The 15,550-nt window shown below is 65.2% G+C and carries 18 protein-coding genes and 1 pseudogene; 13 read left to right on the plus strand and 6 right to left on the minus strand.

Features of this window, described 5'->3' with window-relative positions; translation table 11 throughout:
• Positions 1 to 55 precede the first annotated feature (55 nt).
• From JWS13_RS27740 to JWS13_RS27785, 10 genes are all read left to right on the plus strand, one after another.
• On the plus strand, positions 56 to 421 hold the full coding sequence (locus JWS13_RS27740) for a nuclear transport factor 2 family protein (RefSeq protein WP_206008574.1): 366 nt from the start codon (positions 56 to 58) through the stop codon (positions 419 to 421).
• Between the two features lie 51 nt (positions 422 to 472).
• The gene (locus JWS13_RS27745) at positions 473 to 1,927 is read left to right on the plus strand and encodes an aldehyde dehydrogenase family protein (protein ID WP_206008576.1); all 1,455 of its coding nucleotides are present in this window, start codon (positions 473 to 475) and stop codon (positions 1,925 to 1,927) included.
• 256 nt (positions 1,928 to 2,183) lie between these two features.
• Positions 2,184 to 2,831, plus strand: a complete 648-nt coding sequence (locus tag JWS13_RS27750) for a fumarylacetoacetate hydrolase family protein (protein ID WP_206008578.1) — start codon at positions 2,184 to 2,186, stop codon at positions 2,829 to 2,831.
• A 124-nt stretch (positions 2,832 to 2,955) separates the two neighbouring features.
• Positions 2,956 to 3,459, plus strand: coding sequence for a flavin reductase family protein (locus JWS13_RS27755; RefSeq protein WP_241032343.1), 504 nt, complete (start codon positions 2,956 to 2,958; stop codon positions 3,457 to 3,459).
• Positions 3,456 to 4,505, plus strand: a complete 1,050-nt coding sequence (ribB, locus tag JWS13_RS27760; protein ID WP_206008581.1) for a 3,4-dihydroxy-2-butanone-4-phosphate synthase — start codon at positions 3,456 to 3,458, stop codon at positions 4,503 to 4,505. Before JWS13_RS27755 ends, ribB begins: the two co-directional genes overlap by 4 nt.
• Positions 4,506 to 4,534: 29 nt before the next feature.
• On the plus strand, positions 4,535 to 5,599 hold the full coding sequence (locus tag JWS13_RS27765; RefSeq protein ID WP_206008583.1) for an Ldh family oxidoreductase: 1,065 nt from the start codon (positions 4,535 to 4,537) through the stop codon (positions 5,597 to 5,599).
• 63 nt (positions 5,600 to 5,662) lie between these two features.
• Positions 5,663 to 6,538, plus strand: coding sequence for a mycofactocin-coupled SDR family oxidoreductase (locus JWS13_RS27770; protein WP_206008585.1), 876 nt, complete (start codon positions 5,663 to 5,665; stop codon positions 6,536 to 6,538).
• A gap of 40 nt (positions 6,539 to 6,578) precedes the next feature.
• Complete coding sequence (locus JWS13_RS27775) at positions 6,579 to 6,938, plus strand: hypothetical protein (RefSeq protein ID WP_206008587.1); 360 nt, start codon at positions 6,579 to 6,581, stop codon at positions 6,936 to 6,938.
• Between the two features lie 168 nt (positions 6,939 to 7,106).
• Positions 7,107 to 7,382 (plus strand): helix-turn-helix domain-containing protein, encoded by a 276-nt coding sequence (locus tag JWS13_RS46495; RefSeq protein ID WP_206008589.1) that lies wholly within the window; start codon positions 7,107 to 7,109, stop codon positions 7,380 to 7,382.
• Positions 7,383 to 7,534: 152 nt separating this feature from the next.
• Positions 7,535 to 7,888, plus strand: coding sequence for a nuclear transport factor 2 family protein (locus JWS13_RS27785; protein WP_206008591.1), 354 nt, complete (start codon positions 7,535 to 7,537; stop codon positions 7,886 to 7,888).
• A gap of 287 nt (positions 7,889 to 8,175) precedes the next feature.
• On the opposite strand, the pseudogene JWS13_RS27790 reads toward JWS13_RS27785, so the two are convergent.
• The 3 genes and pseudogenes from JWS13_RS27790 to JWS13_RS27800 form a co-directional block, all read right to left on the minus strand.
• A pseudogene (locus JWS13_RS27790) lies at positions 8,176 to 8,408 on the minus strand (NAD(P)(+) transhydrogenase (Re/Si-specific) subunit beta); the annotation flags it as partial.
• A 58-nt stretch (positions 8,409 to 8,466) separates the two neighbouring features.
• A complete protein-coding gene (locus tag JWS13_RS27795; RefSeq protein ID WP_206008593.1) occupies positions 8,467 to 9,519 on the minus strand; it encodes a MerR family transcriptional regulator in 1,053 nt (350 codons plus the stop codon).
• 11 nt (positions 9,520 to 9,530) lie between these two features.
• Positions 9,531 to 10,199: a HEAT repeat domain-containing protein gene (locus JWS13_RS27800; RefSeq protein WP_206008595.1), complete on the minus strand. Its 669-nt coding sequence runs from the start codon at positions 10,197 to 10,199 to the stop codon at positions 9,531 to 9,533.
• Between the two features lie 80 nt (positions 10,200 to 10,279).
• Between JWS13_RS27800 and JWS13_RS27805 the strand changes: the two genes are divergently transcribed.
• The gene (locus tag JWS13_RS27805; RefSeq protein WP_206008597.1) at positions 10,280 to 10,795 is read left to right on the plus strand and encodes a putative immunity protein; all 516 of its coding nucleotides are present in this window, start codon (positions 10,280 to 10,282) and stop codon (positions 10,793 to 10,795) included.
• A gap of 7 nt (positions 10,796 to 10,802) precedes the next feature.
• Here JWS13_RS27805 and JWS13_RS27810 read toward each other — a convergent pair whose 3' ends face one another.
• Both JWS13_RS27810 and JWS13_RS27815 read right to left on the minus strand, forming a co-directional pair.
• Positions 10,803 to 11,408 carry a hypothetical protein gene (locus JWS13_RS27810; RefSeq protein ID WP_206008598.1) on the minus strand — a complete coding sequence of 202 codons (606 nt, stop codon included), beginning with the start codon at positions 11,406 to 11,408 and terminating at the stop codon, positions 10,803 to 10,805.
• Positions 11,401 to 12,336, minus strand: coding sequence for an alpha/beta hydrolase (locus JWS13_RS27815; protein ID WP_206008600.1), 936 nt, complete (start codon positions 12,334 to 12,336; stop codon positions 11,401 to 11,403). Before JWS13_RS27815 ends, JWS13_RS27810 begins: the two co-directional genes overlap by 8 nt.
• A 49-nt stretch (positions 12,337 to 12,385) precedes the next feature.
• On the opposite strand from JWS13_RS27815, the gene pip reads away from it, so the two are divergent.
• Both pip and JWS13_RS27825 read left to right on the plus strand, forming a co-directional pair.
• Positions 12,386 to 13,342 (plus strand): prolyl aminopeptidase, encoded by a 957-nt coding sequence (pip, locus tag JWS13_RS27820; protein WP_206008601.1) that lies wholly within the window; start codon positions 12,386 to 12,388, stop codon positions 13,340 to 13,342.
• Positions 13,343 to 13,380: 38 nt separating this feature from the next.
• Positions 13,381 to 14,298, plus strand: a complete 918-nt coding sequence (locus tag JWS13_RS27825; RefSeq protein WP_206008605.1) for an amidohydrolase family protein — start codon at positions 13,381 to 13,383, stop codon at positions 14,296 to 14,298.
• 16 nt (positions 14,299 to 14,314) lie between these two features.
• On the opposite strand, the gene JWS13_RS27830 is transcribed toward JWS13_RS27825, so the two are convergent.
• Positions 14,315 to 15,484, minus strand: a complete 1,170-nt coding sequence (locus JWS13_RS27830) for a serine hydrolase domain-containing protein (protein ID WP_206008607.1) — start codon at positions 15,482 to 15,484, stop codon at positions 14,315 to 14,317.
• Between the last annotated feature and the right edge of the window lie 66 nt (positions 15,485 to 15,550).

The raw sequence follows: 15,550 nt of genomic DNA on the forward strand, positions 1-15,550 counted from the left end.
TCCCCGGTGCGGGCTCATCCACCGACGAAGAAGATGAAAGGAAGTACACCCGCTCATGACTTCCCCCGGAGCTGCAAAGAACGCCGAGACGATCCGCGCGTTCGCCGAAGGCCAGAACAACATCGACCGCCAGGCCATCGAGGCGCTGCTGACCGAGGATGCGACGTTCTACCCCGGCGCCCGCGACGCATCGTTCGAGGGCCGAGAGGCATTCCTCGATGCCCTGCTCGGCTGGCTGAACAACCACGAGAACGGCCGCTTCAAGATCCTCACCGAGATCTACACCGACGACGAAGCCGTCAACGAGTGGCGATTCGTCGCCAAGACCAAGGACGGGGCCGACGTCGATACGCACGGCATCGACTACTTCAAGCTCCGAGACGGGAAGATCCTCTCCAAGAGCTCCTTCCGCAAGGTCTGACGCAATACCGCGTCCGCGATCCGCCCCTGCCACCGAACCCCGGAGCACGCCATGACGAATCCCGCCCCCGACCTCATCGCCCCCGACCTGATCACCAGACCCGACCTCTACATCGACGGGCACTGGGTCCCGGCGACCGGAAACGGCACCCTCGATGTGCTCGACCCGGCCACCGAGTCACTGATCGGTTCGGTGCCGAATGGAACAGCTGACGACGTCGATCGGGCGGCTCGGGCGGCCCGGGCAGCGTTCGACTCATGGTCGCGATTGTCGCCGCGCGAGCGTGGCGGGTGGATCAGGCGGATCGCGGACGCGATCGACTCGCGGGCAGATGAGTTCGCCGAGCTCATCTCCCGCGAGGTCGGCATGCCCCTGGCTCAATCCCGATCCATTCAAGTCACACTCGCGATCGGTGACCTCGCCGTGATGCCCGGAGCGATCGATGAGGTCGCCTGGGAGGAACGAATCGGCAACTCGCTCGTGCTACGTGAGCCGATCGGTGTGGTCGGAGCCATCACGCCATGGAACTACCCCCTGCACCAAGTGACCGCCAAGATCGCCGGCGCGCTCGCAGCAGGCTGCACAGTCGTGGTCAAGCCTTCCGAGATCGCGCCTCTGAGCATCTTTCTCCTCGCCGACGTGATCGACGAGATCGGACTGCCCAACGGAGTCTTCAACCTCATTTCCGGGGACGGCATCACCACCGGCGAGGCCCTGGTATCGCACCCGGACATCGACATGGTGTCCTTCACCGGATCGACACGAGCCGGTCGGCGGATCTCTGAGATCGCCGGCGCGGCCGCGAAGCCGGTTTCGATGGAACTCGGCGGCAAATCCGCCTCGGTGATCCTCGAGGACGCCGATCTCAAAGAAGCCGTCACGGTCAGTCTGTCGAAGTGCTACCAGAACTCCGGGCAGACCTGTAACGCGCTGACCCGCCTACTCGTGCCGCGCGCCAAACTCGCCGACGCAGAAGCCGCGGCGGCCGCCGCAGCCGACACCTACCGGGTCGGACAGCCGTTCGACTCCGACTCGACGATGGGCCCCGTGGCCAGCGCCGACCAGAGACGCCGCGTGCTCGACTACATCGAACGTGGAATCGCGGACGGCGCACGCATCGTCGCGGGCGGCACCGAAACAACCGACCGCCCGCCGCACGGCTACTTCGTGGCCCCGACCGTCTTCTCCGACGTCACCGCGGACATGGCGATCGCGCAAGAAGAGATCTTCGGCCCCGTCGCGGTCCTCATTCCGTTCGACGACGAAGCCGAAGCCGTCGAGCTCGCGAACGATAGTGAGTTCGGCCTCGGAGGCGCAGTCTGGTCCGGTGACACAGACCGCGCGCTGGACGTCGCCCGCCGCATCCGCACCGGCCAAATCTCGATCAACGGCGGCGCATACAACTCACGGGCACCCTTCGGCGGTTTCAAATCCTCAGGTCATGGCCGCGAGGGCGGCCGCTTTGGCATCGAAGAATTCCTCACCTACAAATCGCTGCAGTTGTGACGCCGCCGGCGGCACCCGCTGACGCCCCCAGATAACGAGAACAGGACCCTGGCCGAACATGGCATATGCAACTTATGAAATCGACGGCCGGCGCCGCGTCGGTGTCGTCGAGCGTTCGGAAAACGCCGCCGATCGCCTAGTACCTCTCGACGGCCTCGTCGAACTGGGCGTGAGCACCACTCCGGACGTCCTCGCCGGTGCCCGACGGCTCGAAGATGAGGCCGTCGGGGTAGAGGAGGTGCGTCTGTGTCCGGTCGTGCCCAACCCGGGAAAAATCATCTGCATCGGACTCAACTATCACGAACACGTTGGCGAGACCGGACGTGACCTGCCCACCTACCCGGTGATGTTCACGAAGTTCCCCTCCGCGCTGATCGGCCCGTACGACGACATCGTGGCACCGCCGGAGACCACAGAGATCGACTACGAGGCCGAGATGGCCCTCGTGATCGGCCGTCCCGGCCGACGGATCTCGCGCGAGAATGCCCACGAACACATCCTCGGCTATACCGTCGCCAACGACATTTCGATGCGCGACTACCAGCGGAAAACCCATCAGTGGTTGCAGGGGAAGACATGGGACCGGTCTACCCCGATCGGCCCGTACCTTTTCACCCCGCCGGAGGTACCGGGGATCGCCGATGCGTGCATCCGGACCGTTCTTGACGGAAAGATCCTCCAGGAAGCACGCATTTCACAGTTGATCTTTGACATCCCACATCTCATCGAAACTATCTCGGAGTTCACGTCACTCTTACCCGGCGACGTCATCCTCACCGGCACCCCCGGCGGCGTGGGGATGAAGCGGCAGCCGCCAGTTTTCCTTGGAGACGGTGACTGCATCACCGTCGAAATCGAAGGCCTCGGTTCGCTCACCAACACCGTGCGCAACGAGCGCGTGTGATGTGAGGACGGACTGCCGGTCGAAAGGTGGCAGATTTTGACACACTTCGCCCGCAGCCGGCGCCAATAACGTAGAGGTCAATCCGCAGATGCGCGGTCGGAGAATCAACCACAAGGAGTCCACAGTGCCTGCACTCGAACCTATCGCTGCTGGCGACCAGATCCGCCGCGCATTCGGACATTTCCCCTCGGGAGTGACGGCTGTGTGCGCGGAAATCGAAGGCGAAAAAGTCGGTTTGGCCGCGAGTTCATTCACCGGAGTGTCCTTGGAACCGCCGCTGGTGTCGGTGTGCATGCAGCACAGTTCCACGACCTGGCCGAAGCTGCGGCTTGCGACGCGCCTGGGCCTGAGTGTGCTTGCCGAGTGGCAGGACGCAATCTGTGGTCGACTCGCCAGCAAGCACGGTGATCGGTTCGCCGGCACCGACGTCACAGTCGAGAACGATGGAAGCCTGTTCATCGACGGGGCATCGCTGTGGCTGGACTGCACGATTTACGCCGAACTGCCATGCGGCGACCACGACATCGTGGTGCTCGAAGTGCACGGAACCGGAACCGGTGAAGATTCTCCACTCGTGTTCCACGGGAGCCAGTTTCGGCGTCTCGCCGAAGTCGAGGCGGCGTTGTGACCCCGCTCAGCACAAGCGCGGCCCACGCGCGAGTGCGTACGGCCCTGACCGCGATTGCGGCCGGCTGTCCCGTGGTGGTCCTCGACGACGCGAACCGCGAGAACGAAGGTGACTTGGTCCTTGCCGCGACGCTCGCCACCACCGAAACCGTCGCGTTCATGATCCGACATACCTCAGGGTTCCTGTGTGTCGCGTTGCCCGAGGCCATCTGTGATCGACTCGACCTACCGGCGATGCACCACTCCAATGACGACCCGCACGGGACCGCCTACTGCGTGGCCACGGACCTGCACGACAACGGAACCGGCATCTCTGCCACTGCCCGTGCCCGTACCATTGCAGCACTCGGCGATCCCGAAACCACTGCCGCGGACCTGGTGCGTCCAGGACATGTGATCCCCCTGCGAGCTCGCGCCGGCGGTGTGCTTACCCGGCGCGGGCATACCGAAGCGGGTGTCGACCTGACCCACCTGGCCGGCCTCACGCCTGCGGCGGCGCTCGCCGGGATCGTCTCGGCAGACGTCCCCGACGAGATGGCCCGCAGACCCGAACTCGAGCGATTCGCTGCCGATCACGGACTGGTCGTTGTCACGGTCGCCGACATCGCCGAGTACCGGCTCAGCACCGAGCCCCAAGTTGCACGCGGTGCGACAACCGTGGTGCCAACCCAGTACGGCCGGTTCGACGCGGTCGGCTACCGGGACGCCCGGGGCGGTGAGCACATGGCTCTGGTGTCCGGGGCATTGACAGGAATTGGACCAGATACTCCGGTGTACGTTCATCGCGAGTGTCTTACCGCCGGCGTCTTCGGAGGCGCCGCGTGCGACTGCGGGGCACGATTGTCCTCCGTCCTCACGCGTTTCGGGAGTCAAGGGTCCGGTGTCGTCGTCTATCTGCGCGACAACCATCACGCGTGCGGAGTGTCCACGAATAGTGTTGCAAGCGAATATCTGTCGAAAATCCAAGATTGGATTCTGAAGGACTTGGGTGTCGACCCGAGCCGGGCGCTGCACAGCGTGACTCCACGCCTCAGCCGGACAGCCTGACAAGACCGAAGCAACAGGAAGATGAACTAATGACAACATCGGTCGAGCTGACCTCCGCCGACGCACTGGACCTGGCCGCAGCCGTCATGGCTGGACTGGGTACACCCGCAGATATGGCGCGAGAGATCGCCGAGCATCTGGTTGACGCGGATCTGGTGGGCCACGGCTCGCACGGAATCAGCAGGTTGCCGTCGTACGCCAAATATGTTGACGACAAGCAGGTCGTTGCCAGCGCGCGGCCCCAAGTTCTCACCGGCACCACCTCGCCGACAGTGAGCGCGGAATGGGGCTTCTCGCACGTGGCGGCCCGGATGACGACCGATCTGGCGTGTGAGCGGGCCCGGTCCGGCGGTCTCGGACTGGCTGGACTGGTCCGCAGTACACATGTGGGTAGGCTCGGCGCCTACATGGAGCGAGCAGCAGCGGCAGATTGCATCGCGATGGCCTTCGTGGGCGGGATGGGCGGCAGCCGCCTGGTCGCCCCGTTCGGCGGCCGGTCCGGACTGCTCAGCACCAACCCGATCGCAGCGGGATTCCCGACCGCCTCGGGGAAGCCGTTGGTCGTCGATTTCTCGACGGCTGCAGCTCCGATCGGCAAGATCATGGTCGCGGCCCTGGAGGGCCGGAGGATGCCTAATGAAAGCCTCGTCGACGCAGACGGTCGGCCGTCTAACGATCCGACGTTGCTCGAACGCGGCGGATCGATGCGAACTTTCGGTGATCACAAGGGGTTCGGGCTTGCCGTTCTCGTCGAACTGCTCGGGCGCGTGTTGCTGGGGTCGGAACGCTTCGGCGACGGCGGTGGCCCCATCTTCGAGCGGCAGGGTCTGCTCATCTTGACTGTCGCCGCGGACTCGTTCCGCGACTTGTCCGATGTACTCGCTGAAGCCGAGCAACTCCGCGACGACATCCATGCGGTGCCGCCGGCCGAAGGTTTCGACCAGGTTCTCGCGCCGGGTGACCCGGAACAACGGGCGAGGGAACGGAGCGGAGATCGCGTCGTGATCAGCGAAGGTGCGTGGAACTCCATCCAAAGCGCGGCGACTCGGGTCGGTGTCGCGGACAGAATTCCACAGCCATTGTTGCCGAGCTAATCCAGGTCCAACCTGCGCCGGCATCACACCAAGAGTCAACCCACGACGTGAAAGGGAAACTGTATGAACCGTCTCGACGGCAAGACAGCTTTCATCACCGGCGGTGCGCGAGGCCAGGGGCGTGCCATCGCTGAGAAATTCGCTCGTGAAGGTGCGAACATCATCGTATGTGACATCGATGGACCGATCGAACACATCCACTACCCACTCGCGACCGCGGCGGACCTGAAAGAGACAGAAGCTTCCGTCGAACGACTCGGCCGCGGTGTGGTTGCCGAGATCGCAGACGTCCGTGACCAGGAACAGATCGACAGGGTCGTCGCCGCCGGACTCGACAAGTTCGGTCACATCGATGTCGTTGTCGCGAACGCCGGTGTGCTCGACAACAAGCCATTCTGGGAAATGACCGACTCCGAATGGAAAGTCGTCACGGACATCTGCCTCAACGGTGTCTGGCGAACGGTCAAAGCCGTGGCTCCCCACATGATGGAGCGCATGCGTGGGTCGGTCATACTGACCTCGTCGACGAACGGGCAGGAGGGCGACGCAGGGAACATGTCCTATGTCGCTGCCAAGCATGGTGTGATCGGTGTGATGAAGTCTGCAGCGCTTGCGCTCGGCCAGTACAACATTCGCGTCAATGCACTTCTGCCCGGACCTGTCGACACGATTATCAACGACAACCCCGGAACCCGAGATCGGATCACCGGCAAGGCCGGGGCCACGCGCGAAGACTACCTGGCGGCGTGCCGGAACTGGCACGTACTCCGCGGCCGCAGTGCCCTGGCGCCGGAAGCCGTCGCAGACGGTGCGATTTGGCTCGCGTCGGACGAATCGCGGCACGTGACAGGGTTGGAGATGTTGATCGACGCCGGCCATCGGCTGCTGCCAGGACTGAATTTCGACAACGATGTCGTCGACGAAGAAGCTTCACGCTGAACGGAGGCACTCCCGGACCGCCCGGCACTGCCAAGCGACTGTGGACCCAAGCGCCAACGAGGCAGCGAGTGTCGCCGGTGTCGATTACGCCGGCGACGCGTCTAACGGACATTTCGGCCCGATGGCGGGAGTTGAACTGCAGATTCCACAGCGGCAGGAGATCGGTGTCGCGGACTTCGAGGTGCACGTGCTTTCGATAACCAAGTTGGTTCTGCCGCTATTTCTTGCCGTCGTTGTATTGCTGTATCTCGGGCATCAAGAGCAAGTGCTCTATCTTCTCGTCTTGCTGTTCGCATCGACCGTGAGATGGCACGAGGTCCGCGGATGGGATCCCGTCAGGCGTTGTCGGGGAATACGTAGGACATCCCTTGGAAAGAACAAAGATTCAGAGATCGGGTGATCCTGGATAGCTGACTCAGGTGGTGAATCCCCCCGGGGACTATGCTGCATTTAGTGCGAGTGCAGTAAATGTTAATGCTGTCGGGTGTCCTGAACGATTGCATCTGAGTGTGCCAGCGACACTGCAAGGTCATGTAAACACGCCGGCCCCGAGCTGGAATGGGAATCATTGACTGATCACGAGCGCCAGATCCTCAACGGCATAGCTGCTGGCCGCAGCAACCCCGAGGTGGCCGCCGAACTCTTCGTCAGCGTGAACACGATCCGATTTCATGTTACAAATGTGCTCGGGTCGCTCCTTCCGTTTCTGCGATCAGCGCTGCAATGCTCACACCCGCGCACCGCTGGACGGATCGACCGTTACGAATCATTCTGCACCGAAACAGATATCAGAGTTTCGTACGGTGTTGGACACCCGATACGGGGCGTGATCGACACAAGTTGATGGTCGACAACTTTCCCGAATTGGCACAGTTTCCGCGAATGCGGCCTGCATATGGTCATGTACGTGATGGCGGATCGAGAAAGTGAGTCCGACATCCGCCCCACCCGCCGTCGTCGACGGCGGAAAGCCATACGACAAGGAGAACGTGAAATATGACCTCGAACGCCGAGATCACGCGCAAGTTTACCGCGGCACAGAACGCTCGCGATGCGGATGCCATCGCGGCCTTGCTCGCTGAAGATGCCCACTTCGAGTCGGCTCGACTGCCGATCGCGGCCGAAGGTCGAGCAAACGTGACCCAGTCACTCACCGATTGGCTCGACGCCCACACCGAGTACGAGTTGAAGACGATCCGTGAGTTCTACGCCGGTGATGAGGGTTACAACGAATGGCGCTTCACCGCGAAGAAGGACGGAGAGCCGATCGAGACACACGGTGTCGACTACTACCGCTTCAAGGACGGCGTGATTGTGGAGAAGAACTCGTTCCGCAAGTTCCTCTTCTGAGATCGACCATCACTAGCGCACCATCCCGCGGCGTCAGAAGCGCCGCGGGATGGTACACGTCGGAGTGCTCGCGAGCCCTTCGGCGAGCTGAGGTCGGATCTCAGTCGTAAACTCGGTGAAATAGTCTGAGGGTCAGCGTCGATCGAAAATTGCGGAACAGGCCACGACTAGTGAAACTGGATCCGCGATCCATGACGGGCCCTGCAGAGAGGGTTTCATCGATAGTAGGTATACCCAAAGGCTTTGTGGTGGAGCAGATTGTGTCCATTGCGTGGTAGGTGTCAGTGCTATCTTCGGACCGGCCGTGCGCGCCGAGCGCCGGTCTGAGTGCAATACGTCCAGTCCAACTGGGCACGGTCTTCGGTGACCTCGGCAACCGATTTCTTCTGGTTCCCGAACAACATCCTGGTGGTGTCGGCGAAGAACAGCGGGTTGTCGATGCCGGCGAACCCGGAGTTCATCGACCGCTCGAGCACGATAACGATTTCGGGCTGGAGGGGTCGTTGCGGCCGGCCGGGTTGGGCGAGTAGCCGTACATTGCGCGGCACCCCGTTCCCAGGGCTTTGCCGTAACCACGGCTATCGTTGCTGGTGGCCCGCTGTTTGATCGCGCGCTATCCTCTCCGGATCCAGCTCACGGTCCTGCGCGCTGATGATCGCTGCCGCGGTGGAGGCGATCGTCCGGTCGCCGTCGTGGGTCAGAAGGGTGAGTGCCCTCCGTGCCGCGGTGCCGGGAATCTCGGCGAGGGCCTGCGTGATTCGCAACCGTGTGGGCGCGTCGTCGACGGTGTCGAGTGTGTCCTGCATGGCCCCGACGATGTCGTCGGCAGACGGAGAGAGCGTCGTCAGCAGACCCAGCACCTCGGCGGCCTCGACGTCGAGCCGGCCCGTGACGACCATCTGGAGGAGGACGGGTATCGCCTCGCTGTTCCCGCGGGAGCCGAGCGCGAGGGCCGCGTATCCGCGGACCGTGGCGTCCGAGTCGTCGAGGGCCCGTCTCAGATGTGCGACGGCCTCGTCGGTGTGGATTGCCGCTATCGCGGTCGTGGCCCGACGCCGGACGTCGACCTCCTCCGCGTCGAGTCCGTTGGCGAGATCCGCGAGTCCCCGACCGGCGATCCTCGCCAACGACCATTGCAGCGCGCCGGCCACATTGAGGTCGTCCTCCGACAGGGCGGCCTCGACCAACGCCTCGACCGGCAGCGACGCCTTGCCGTTCGCGGACAGGATCGCCTGCTGACGACGGGCGGCGGACTCCGATTCGAGCGCCCGCAACAGGGTGACGAGGTTCAGGACATCGTCCCACTCCGCGGGGGAGGCAGCGTCGACGCTTTCGAGCCTGCCGAGCAGTTCCTCCTCGGCCGCGATCCGCTGGCGGGTGTGCCGAATGAGGTCTCCCACCAGATCGGCCGGTGCGAAATCGGGCTCGTCCAGTGCGCGTTTGGCCTCGTTCAGCGACAGCCCCAGCGTCCTCAGGCTCTCGACGTGGAAGAGCCGTCGGATGTCGTCGGCGGAGTACTCGCGGTAGCCACCCGACGTGCGGCCGGTGGGCTCGACCAGTCCCAGCCTGTCGTAGTGGCGCAACATCCGGGTGCTGACACCGCACCGCCGCGAGACCTCGCCGATCAACATCCCATCTCCTCCTACTGCGTGTCGGGTCCGGCGACCGCGACGCGCTTCGCCATCTCGAGTGAGAGGGCGAATCCGCTGTCGGGGTCGTGGCAGAGCTGCCTCGTTGCATCGGCATGCGCGCGAAGGTGCGGATCGGGACTCGTCCCGGCTGCGTCGAGGACCGGTAGGGCGGCGTCCCCGAGTCCGACGAAGGCACGGCTCAGACTGAGGTGCATCTGATGGTCGCCGCGTCCGAGTTCGGTCACCAGTTCGGCCGCGAGCGCAGCCTCGTCGCCGGGCGGCACGAGGACCACGGCCGCCCGCCACGCGCTGCGCGCGACCTCGTCGTGCCCGTCGTGCAACAGTGCCGACACCGCGGGCCACGCGAGCCGATCCCCGATCTTGGACAGGGTGTGCAGCGACTGGCTGCGGGCCTGCGCGGAGCCGGATCGGAGTTCGTGGACCAGTCTCGGCACCGTGACCTCGGCCGGCAGTCGGCACAGTGCCCAGGTCAGCATGTCGCGGACGTAGAAGTCCGGTTCGACGGCACACCGATCGACGAGAGCGTCCGCGAATCGGGGATCGGGGTGCGTGCCCGCAGCGAGCGCCGCCCGCAGCCGAGCGGACGGATCGGCCGCGGCCAGAGCGTCGACGAGGTGAGCATTCGGCCCACCGTGGTTGGTTGTATTCACGACAACCACCTCCTTCGCCGACCATTCGAGTCCTTGTCACTGTGTCAGGGTCAAGCGCCGGGTGGATGCGCGTGATGGAAAATCTGTCCATGATCCTCCCGAAGGTCCGAGACCCGCGCTTCGTGACGATCCGCCGCGGTGGCACCCTCACCGACGCGGATCACCAGCTCCTGGCGCTGTGGGCGGCAACGTGCGCGGAGCACGTCCTGAACCTGTTCGAGTCGGTTCGGCCCGACGACCCACGGCCGCGTGACGCGATCGAGAACGCCCGCGCGTGGGTGCGCGGGGAGGTCAAGATGATGGAGGCGCGCGCCGCCGGCGGCCATGCCATGGGCGCGGCCAGGGACCTGCGCGGAGCCGCCCGGCACGCCGCCTACGCTGCGGGGCAGGCCGGGGCGGTCGCGCACGTCGCGGCGCACGAACTCGGTGCCGCCGCCTATGCGATCAAAGCTGTCCGTGCTGCCGCGCCCGCGGGTGAGGCAGAGGCAGCCGGACGACGCGAGTGCCGGTGGCAGCGCGACCAACTCCCCGAGGCGATTCGCGAACTCGTACTCGACGACCAGCGGCTGCGGAACGACATCTGCTGGTCGGTGTTCGACTGCTGAGCGCCCCCTACCGAGCTTCACCTGTTCGGACGGGTCGGCGTCCCCGTCCGAGCACCCAGCCGGCGTAACCGATGAACACGACCCCGGCTCCGGCACCGGCCGCCGCGCTCGGCGCCACGGCGCCGGCAAGCCCGAGACCCGCAGCGGCCACCGCGCCGACCGCCGCGACGACACCGGTCAGCGCAAGGCCCCGGGCATGAAAGACCCTGCCCAGCGGAATGAAGTGGACACCGACGACGAACAGCGTCCATGCCGCGTCGTAGGCCTGATGCCCGACCGCGGCAAGGAGGAGGTTTCCGCCGACGATCAAAACCACTTCCACCGCCACCGTGAGCCAGTAGCGGCGGCGGACCCGCGGATCTGCCATCGGAGAGCCGGTCGTCGTCAGTCGTCGTACCAGCAGCACCACCAGCGCGACCAGGAGTAGCGCCGAGATCACCGACCCGGCGACAAGGTAGGGGACCCACGGTGCCGGCGGATCCTCCTGTGCCCAGCCGAACCAGGCGATCCCCGCGACCGCCAGCACCGCTGCACCGATCACCTCGCCGCGATCCCACAACGGCCTCATCGGCACCACCGGGACGGCAGTTTCGGACAACTGATGTTCACTCATGCCGACTACCTCCTGCACTCGGGCGTGGGTGGCCGTTCAGCCACCTCTGCATGTCGTCGTGCGCCGCCCTGGCCATCGGTGTCGGGTGGCCGGTGAATCCGTGGGGCGAGTTCGGGTAGATGCGGAGATCGACGTCGACGCCCGAAGCGGACAGTCGCGCGGCCATGGCCAGGTTGTCCTGGAGCAGGATGTCGGCGTCCCCGACGACTATCAGGACCGGAGGCAGGCCGGTGAGGTCGGCATAGATCGGGGAGAGGTCGGGGTGAGTGCGGTCCGACGCCGCGCCCGCGTAGGCGTCGAGGAAGTACTCGTCGGCGATCAGGCGTCCGGCGGGTGTCTGTGCACTGAGGTCGTACGTTCCGAACTGCAGGACGGCGGAATCAAGGGCGGATATCCCCTGATCGCGCAGCCGTAGCAGCGTGGTCGTCGCGAGCGTTGCGCCCGCCGAGAAGCCGCCGATGGAGAACCTCGCTGTTCCGAAGCGGTCCTCGGCGTGCTCGACGAGCCACAGCGCCGCGGTTTCGCAGTCGTCGGGTGCGGCCGGCCACGGGTGTTCGGGAGCGAGCCGGTAGTCGACGCTGACGACCGCGACGCCGAGCGCGTCCGCGAGCCGGCGGTTGCGGACGTCGCTGCCGGCGGCCGACCCCATGTAGAAGCCGCCGCCGTGAATCTCCAGGTAGACACCTGTTGCTGCCCGCCCGACAGGGGCGTGAATCCGCAGCGGGACTCGACGGCCATCGCTGACGACGACCTCCTCGACAGCCGGCGGTTGCGACGGGGCGGGGGCGGGGGCATCGGCGCGGACAGCGCGAAGTTCCTCCCAGCCACTCGGACCCCGACCGGCGACGCGCTTCGCGTAGAACGCACGCGATGCGTCGACGAGAGGCAGCAGGCGCGGGTCGATCAGGTCCGTCAGTCCGAGTTCCATCGAGACTCACAGTACGGACAGTAGGCCGGCGCCGTGGCAGGGTGAGTCGGTGGGCGACGCACTGTATCCGGCGGTAGAGCCGTACGAGTCCGGACTCCTCGACGTCACCGATGGTCACCGCCTGTATTGGGAGACCGTCGGGTCCCCGACCGGGGTTCCCGTGGTGTACCTGCACGGCGGACCGGGTTCGGGAAGTACGGCGGGAGTGCGACGTTATTTCGACCCGACCGCCTTCCGGGCGGTGCTGTTCGACCAGCGCGGGTGTGGTCGCAGCACGCCGTTGGCAGACGGCCCCGATTACGACCTGGGGTCGAACACGACCGGGCACCTGGTCGACGACATCGAGCGTCTACGTGAACATCTCGGGATCGACCGGTGGATCGTCACCGGTGTCTCGTGGGGCGTCAACCTGGGGTTGGTGTACGCGCAGAAGTATCCGGAGCGGGTGGTCGCGGCGGTGTTCGGTGCGATCACCACGGGTTCCCGCAGGGAGATCGAGTGGATCACCCGTGCCATGGGGCGAGTGTTCCCTCAGCAGTGGGAACAGTTCGCCGCGGGTGTGCCGCAAGGCGAGAGGGCGGGGAATCTCGCGGCCGCCTACGCACGCCTGCTGGCCGACCCGGACCCGGATGTGCGCCGGAGAGCGGCGGTGAGGTGGTGTGCGTGGGAGGACACGCACATCTCACTGATGCCGGGGTGGCAGCCGAACCCGCGCTACGACGATCCCGCATTCCGGAGTGTGTTCGCGCGGTTGGTGACGCACTACTGGTCGCATGACTGCTTCCTCGCCCCCAACGAGATCCTCGACGGGATGGGCGCACTCGCCGGCATCCCGGCGATCCTGGTGCACGGACGTTACGACGTGTCCGGGCCGTTGGACACCGCGTGGGAGATCGCGCAGGCCTGGCCGGGCAGCCGGTTGGTCGTGCTCGACGACGCCGGGCACGGGGGAGAAGGATTCGCCGCCGCAGTCACTGCCGCGGTGGACAGTTTCAACGTGAGTTGAGCTCGACCAAGTCTCGGCCGCTCGTGGAGAAGTGAAATATGCTGTGTGAGGTGGACATTGTCGATGCGCATCAGCATTTCATCAATCTGCCCGACCTCGCGTACCCGTGGATCGACAATCGCCCAACCGCGCTGACTGCATTGCTGCCGAATTACTATGACGCGGCGCGCCGATATGTGCCGCAAGACTATCGGGCACAGGTCGACGGGATACCTGTCACGGCTTCGGTCGCGTGTGAGTTCGGCGCAGCGGACGGTGTCGCGGAGGCAATCTGGGTTCAGGAGTGCGCCGATCGTGTCGGTGGTCCGGACGCCTTCATCGCGGCTGTGCAGCTCGAATCAGCTGATTTGGCAGGTGTTCTCGCGCGGTACCGGGATCTGCCGGTGGTCCAGGCGGTGCGTCAGCCGCTGTACTGGGCGGACGACCCCGCCAAGCGTCTGGGTGCGCGTGGCGACTACCTGTCGGACCCGGACTGGCTGTGCGGGTTCGAGAAGGTCGCCGAGGCAGGGCTCGTGTGGGATCTACTCGTGTACGACGAGCAGCTACCCGACGCGCACGAACTCATTGCGGCGTTTCCCGACACGACCTTCGTGTTGGAGGCGGTCGGCTGGCCCGTCGACCTCACTGCCGAGGGCTTCTCCCGTTGGGAAGAACGCCTCGGCGCGGTGAGTCGGTTTCCGAACGTCGTCCTCAAGTTTCAGGGAATCGCCCTCATCTTCGGAACCTCCCTGGACGCAATCGGTCGCTGGGTGCGGGCGGCAGTCGGGATCTTCGGTGCCGGGCGATGCATGTTCGCCTCGCACTACCCGATCGACCATCTGCTGTGGGACGGCGAAACCATGGTGTCCACGGTGGAGGCAGCGCTCGCCGACCTGCCGTCGGACGAACAGGCTCTCTTCTTCGGCGAAACCGCGCGGCGGGTGTATCGCCTGCCGGCGGCCGGTGATCCGGGTTGAGCGCGCCCCGCGGACTTCAGACGTTCGGGGGCCGGTCGGGGACGAGGAGAGCGCCGATGTCTTTGCCGATGGGGACGGCGTTGTTGGTGTCGGAGTTGGCTTTCGGTCCGAGGGTGCAGTAGACGACGATCGTCGTGTCGGTTTTCGTGTCGTAGAAGGCGACGCCGTTGTAACCGCCGAAGGCCGGGTTCATGTAGAGCCAGTCGTCGATGTGGACGACCCCGAACGCGAAGTACTTCTGCGCCGTCATGGGGCCGAGGCCTGCGGTGCTGGGGGCCATCATCTCCTTGAACTGCTCCTCGGACAGGACCTTGCCTGCGGCGAGCGCGCGCACCCACACGGAGACGTCGGCGAGGGTGGAGTTCATGTTGCCGCTGTTGAGGAAGGCGGTGGGGTTCCAGAACGTGGAGTCCTCGAAGACGCCGCGTTCATTCGTGTAGCCGTGCAGCGTCGGCTCCGTCATCTGGGGTGTGAGCACGACGTCGCTGGCGTTCATGCCGAGCGGGTCCAGGATGCGCTGCTGGATGAGGTTGTGGAGCGTCGTGCCGGTGGCCTTCTCGAGGACCACGCCGAGCAGGCACAGGTCGCTGTGGGCATATGCCCAGTTGGTGCCGGGCTCGAACAGCGGCGGCCGCGAGTTTGCGAGGTCGAAGATCTGCTGCGCGGTGAATCCCGCCATCGGGTTGGCGTAGAACTGCTTCAGGAATTCGGGGTCGGTGACGTAGTCCGCGATGCCCGTGGTGCTGTTGGCGAGCATCCGCGGGGTGATCTTGTCTGCGCGCGGGAAGTCGGGGACCCATTCGGCGATCGGCTTGTCGAGGGGGACGACGCCGTCCTTGTCGAGTTGCAGCAGCACCGTCGACAGCATCGGTTCCATCGGCTGGCCCACCCGCAGCTGCATGTCGGGCGTCGCGGGAACGCCGATCGGGGATCCGCCCAGCGCACCCACGGTGATCTGCTCGTCGCCCCGCCACACCCCGAACACGGCGGACGAGAGGTCGAGTTCGGTCATCTTGCCTTGGACGATCTGTTCGATCTTCGCGACGTCGGCGGATTCCGGGGCTGTCGACTCCGTCCCACCGCCGCTGGTGTCATCCGATCCGCAGGAGAGCGTGGCGAACCCGATGGCGACGGCGAGGGCGGCGGATGCACCGCGGCGCATCCACCGGTGAGTCGGCTTACTCATAACGGACGATCCCTTCGACGAGCGGGAATCTTGCGGGAGCAGCGATACGTGAATCTACCGTCGCCG

Source organism: Rhodococcus pseudokoreensis, assembly GCF_017068395.1.
GTDB classification, from domain to species: domain Bacteria; phylum Actinomycetota; class Actinomycetes; order Mycobacteriales; family Mycobacteriaceae; genus Rhodococcus_F; species Rhodococcus_F pseudokoreensis.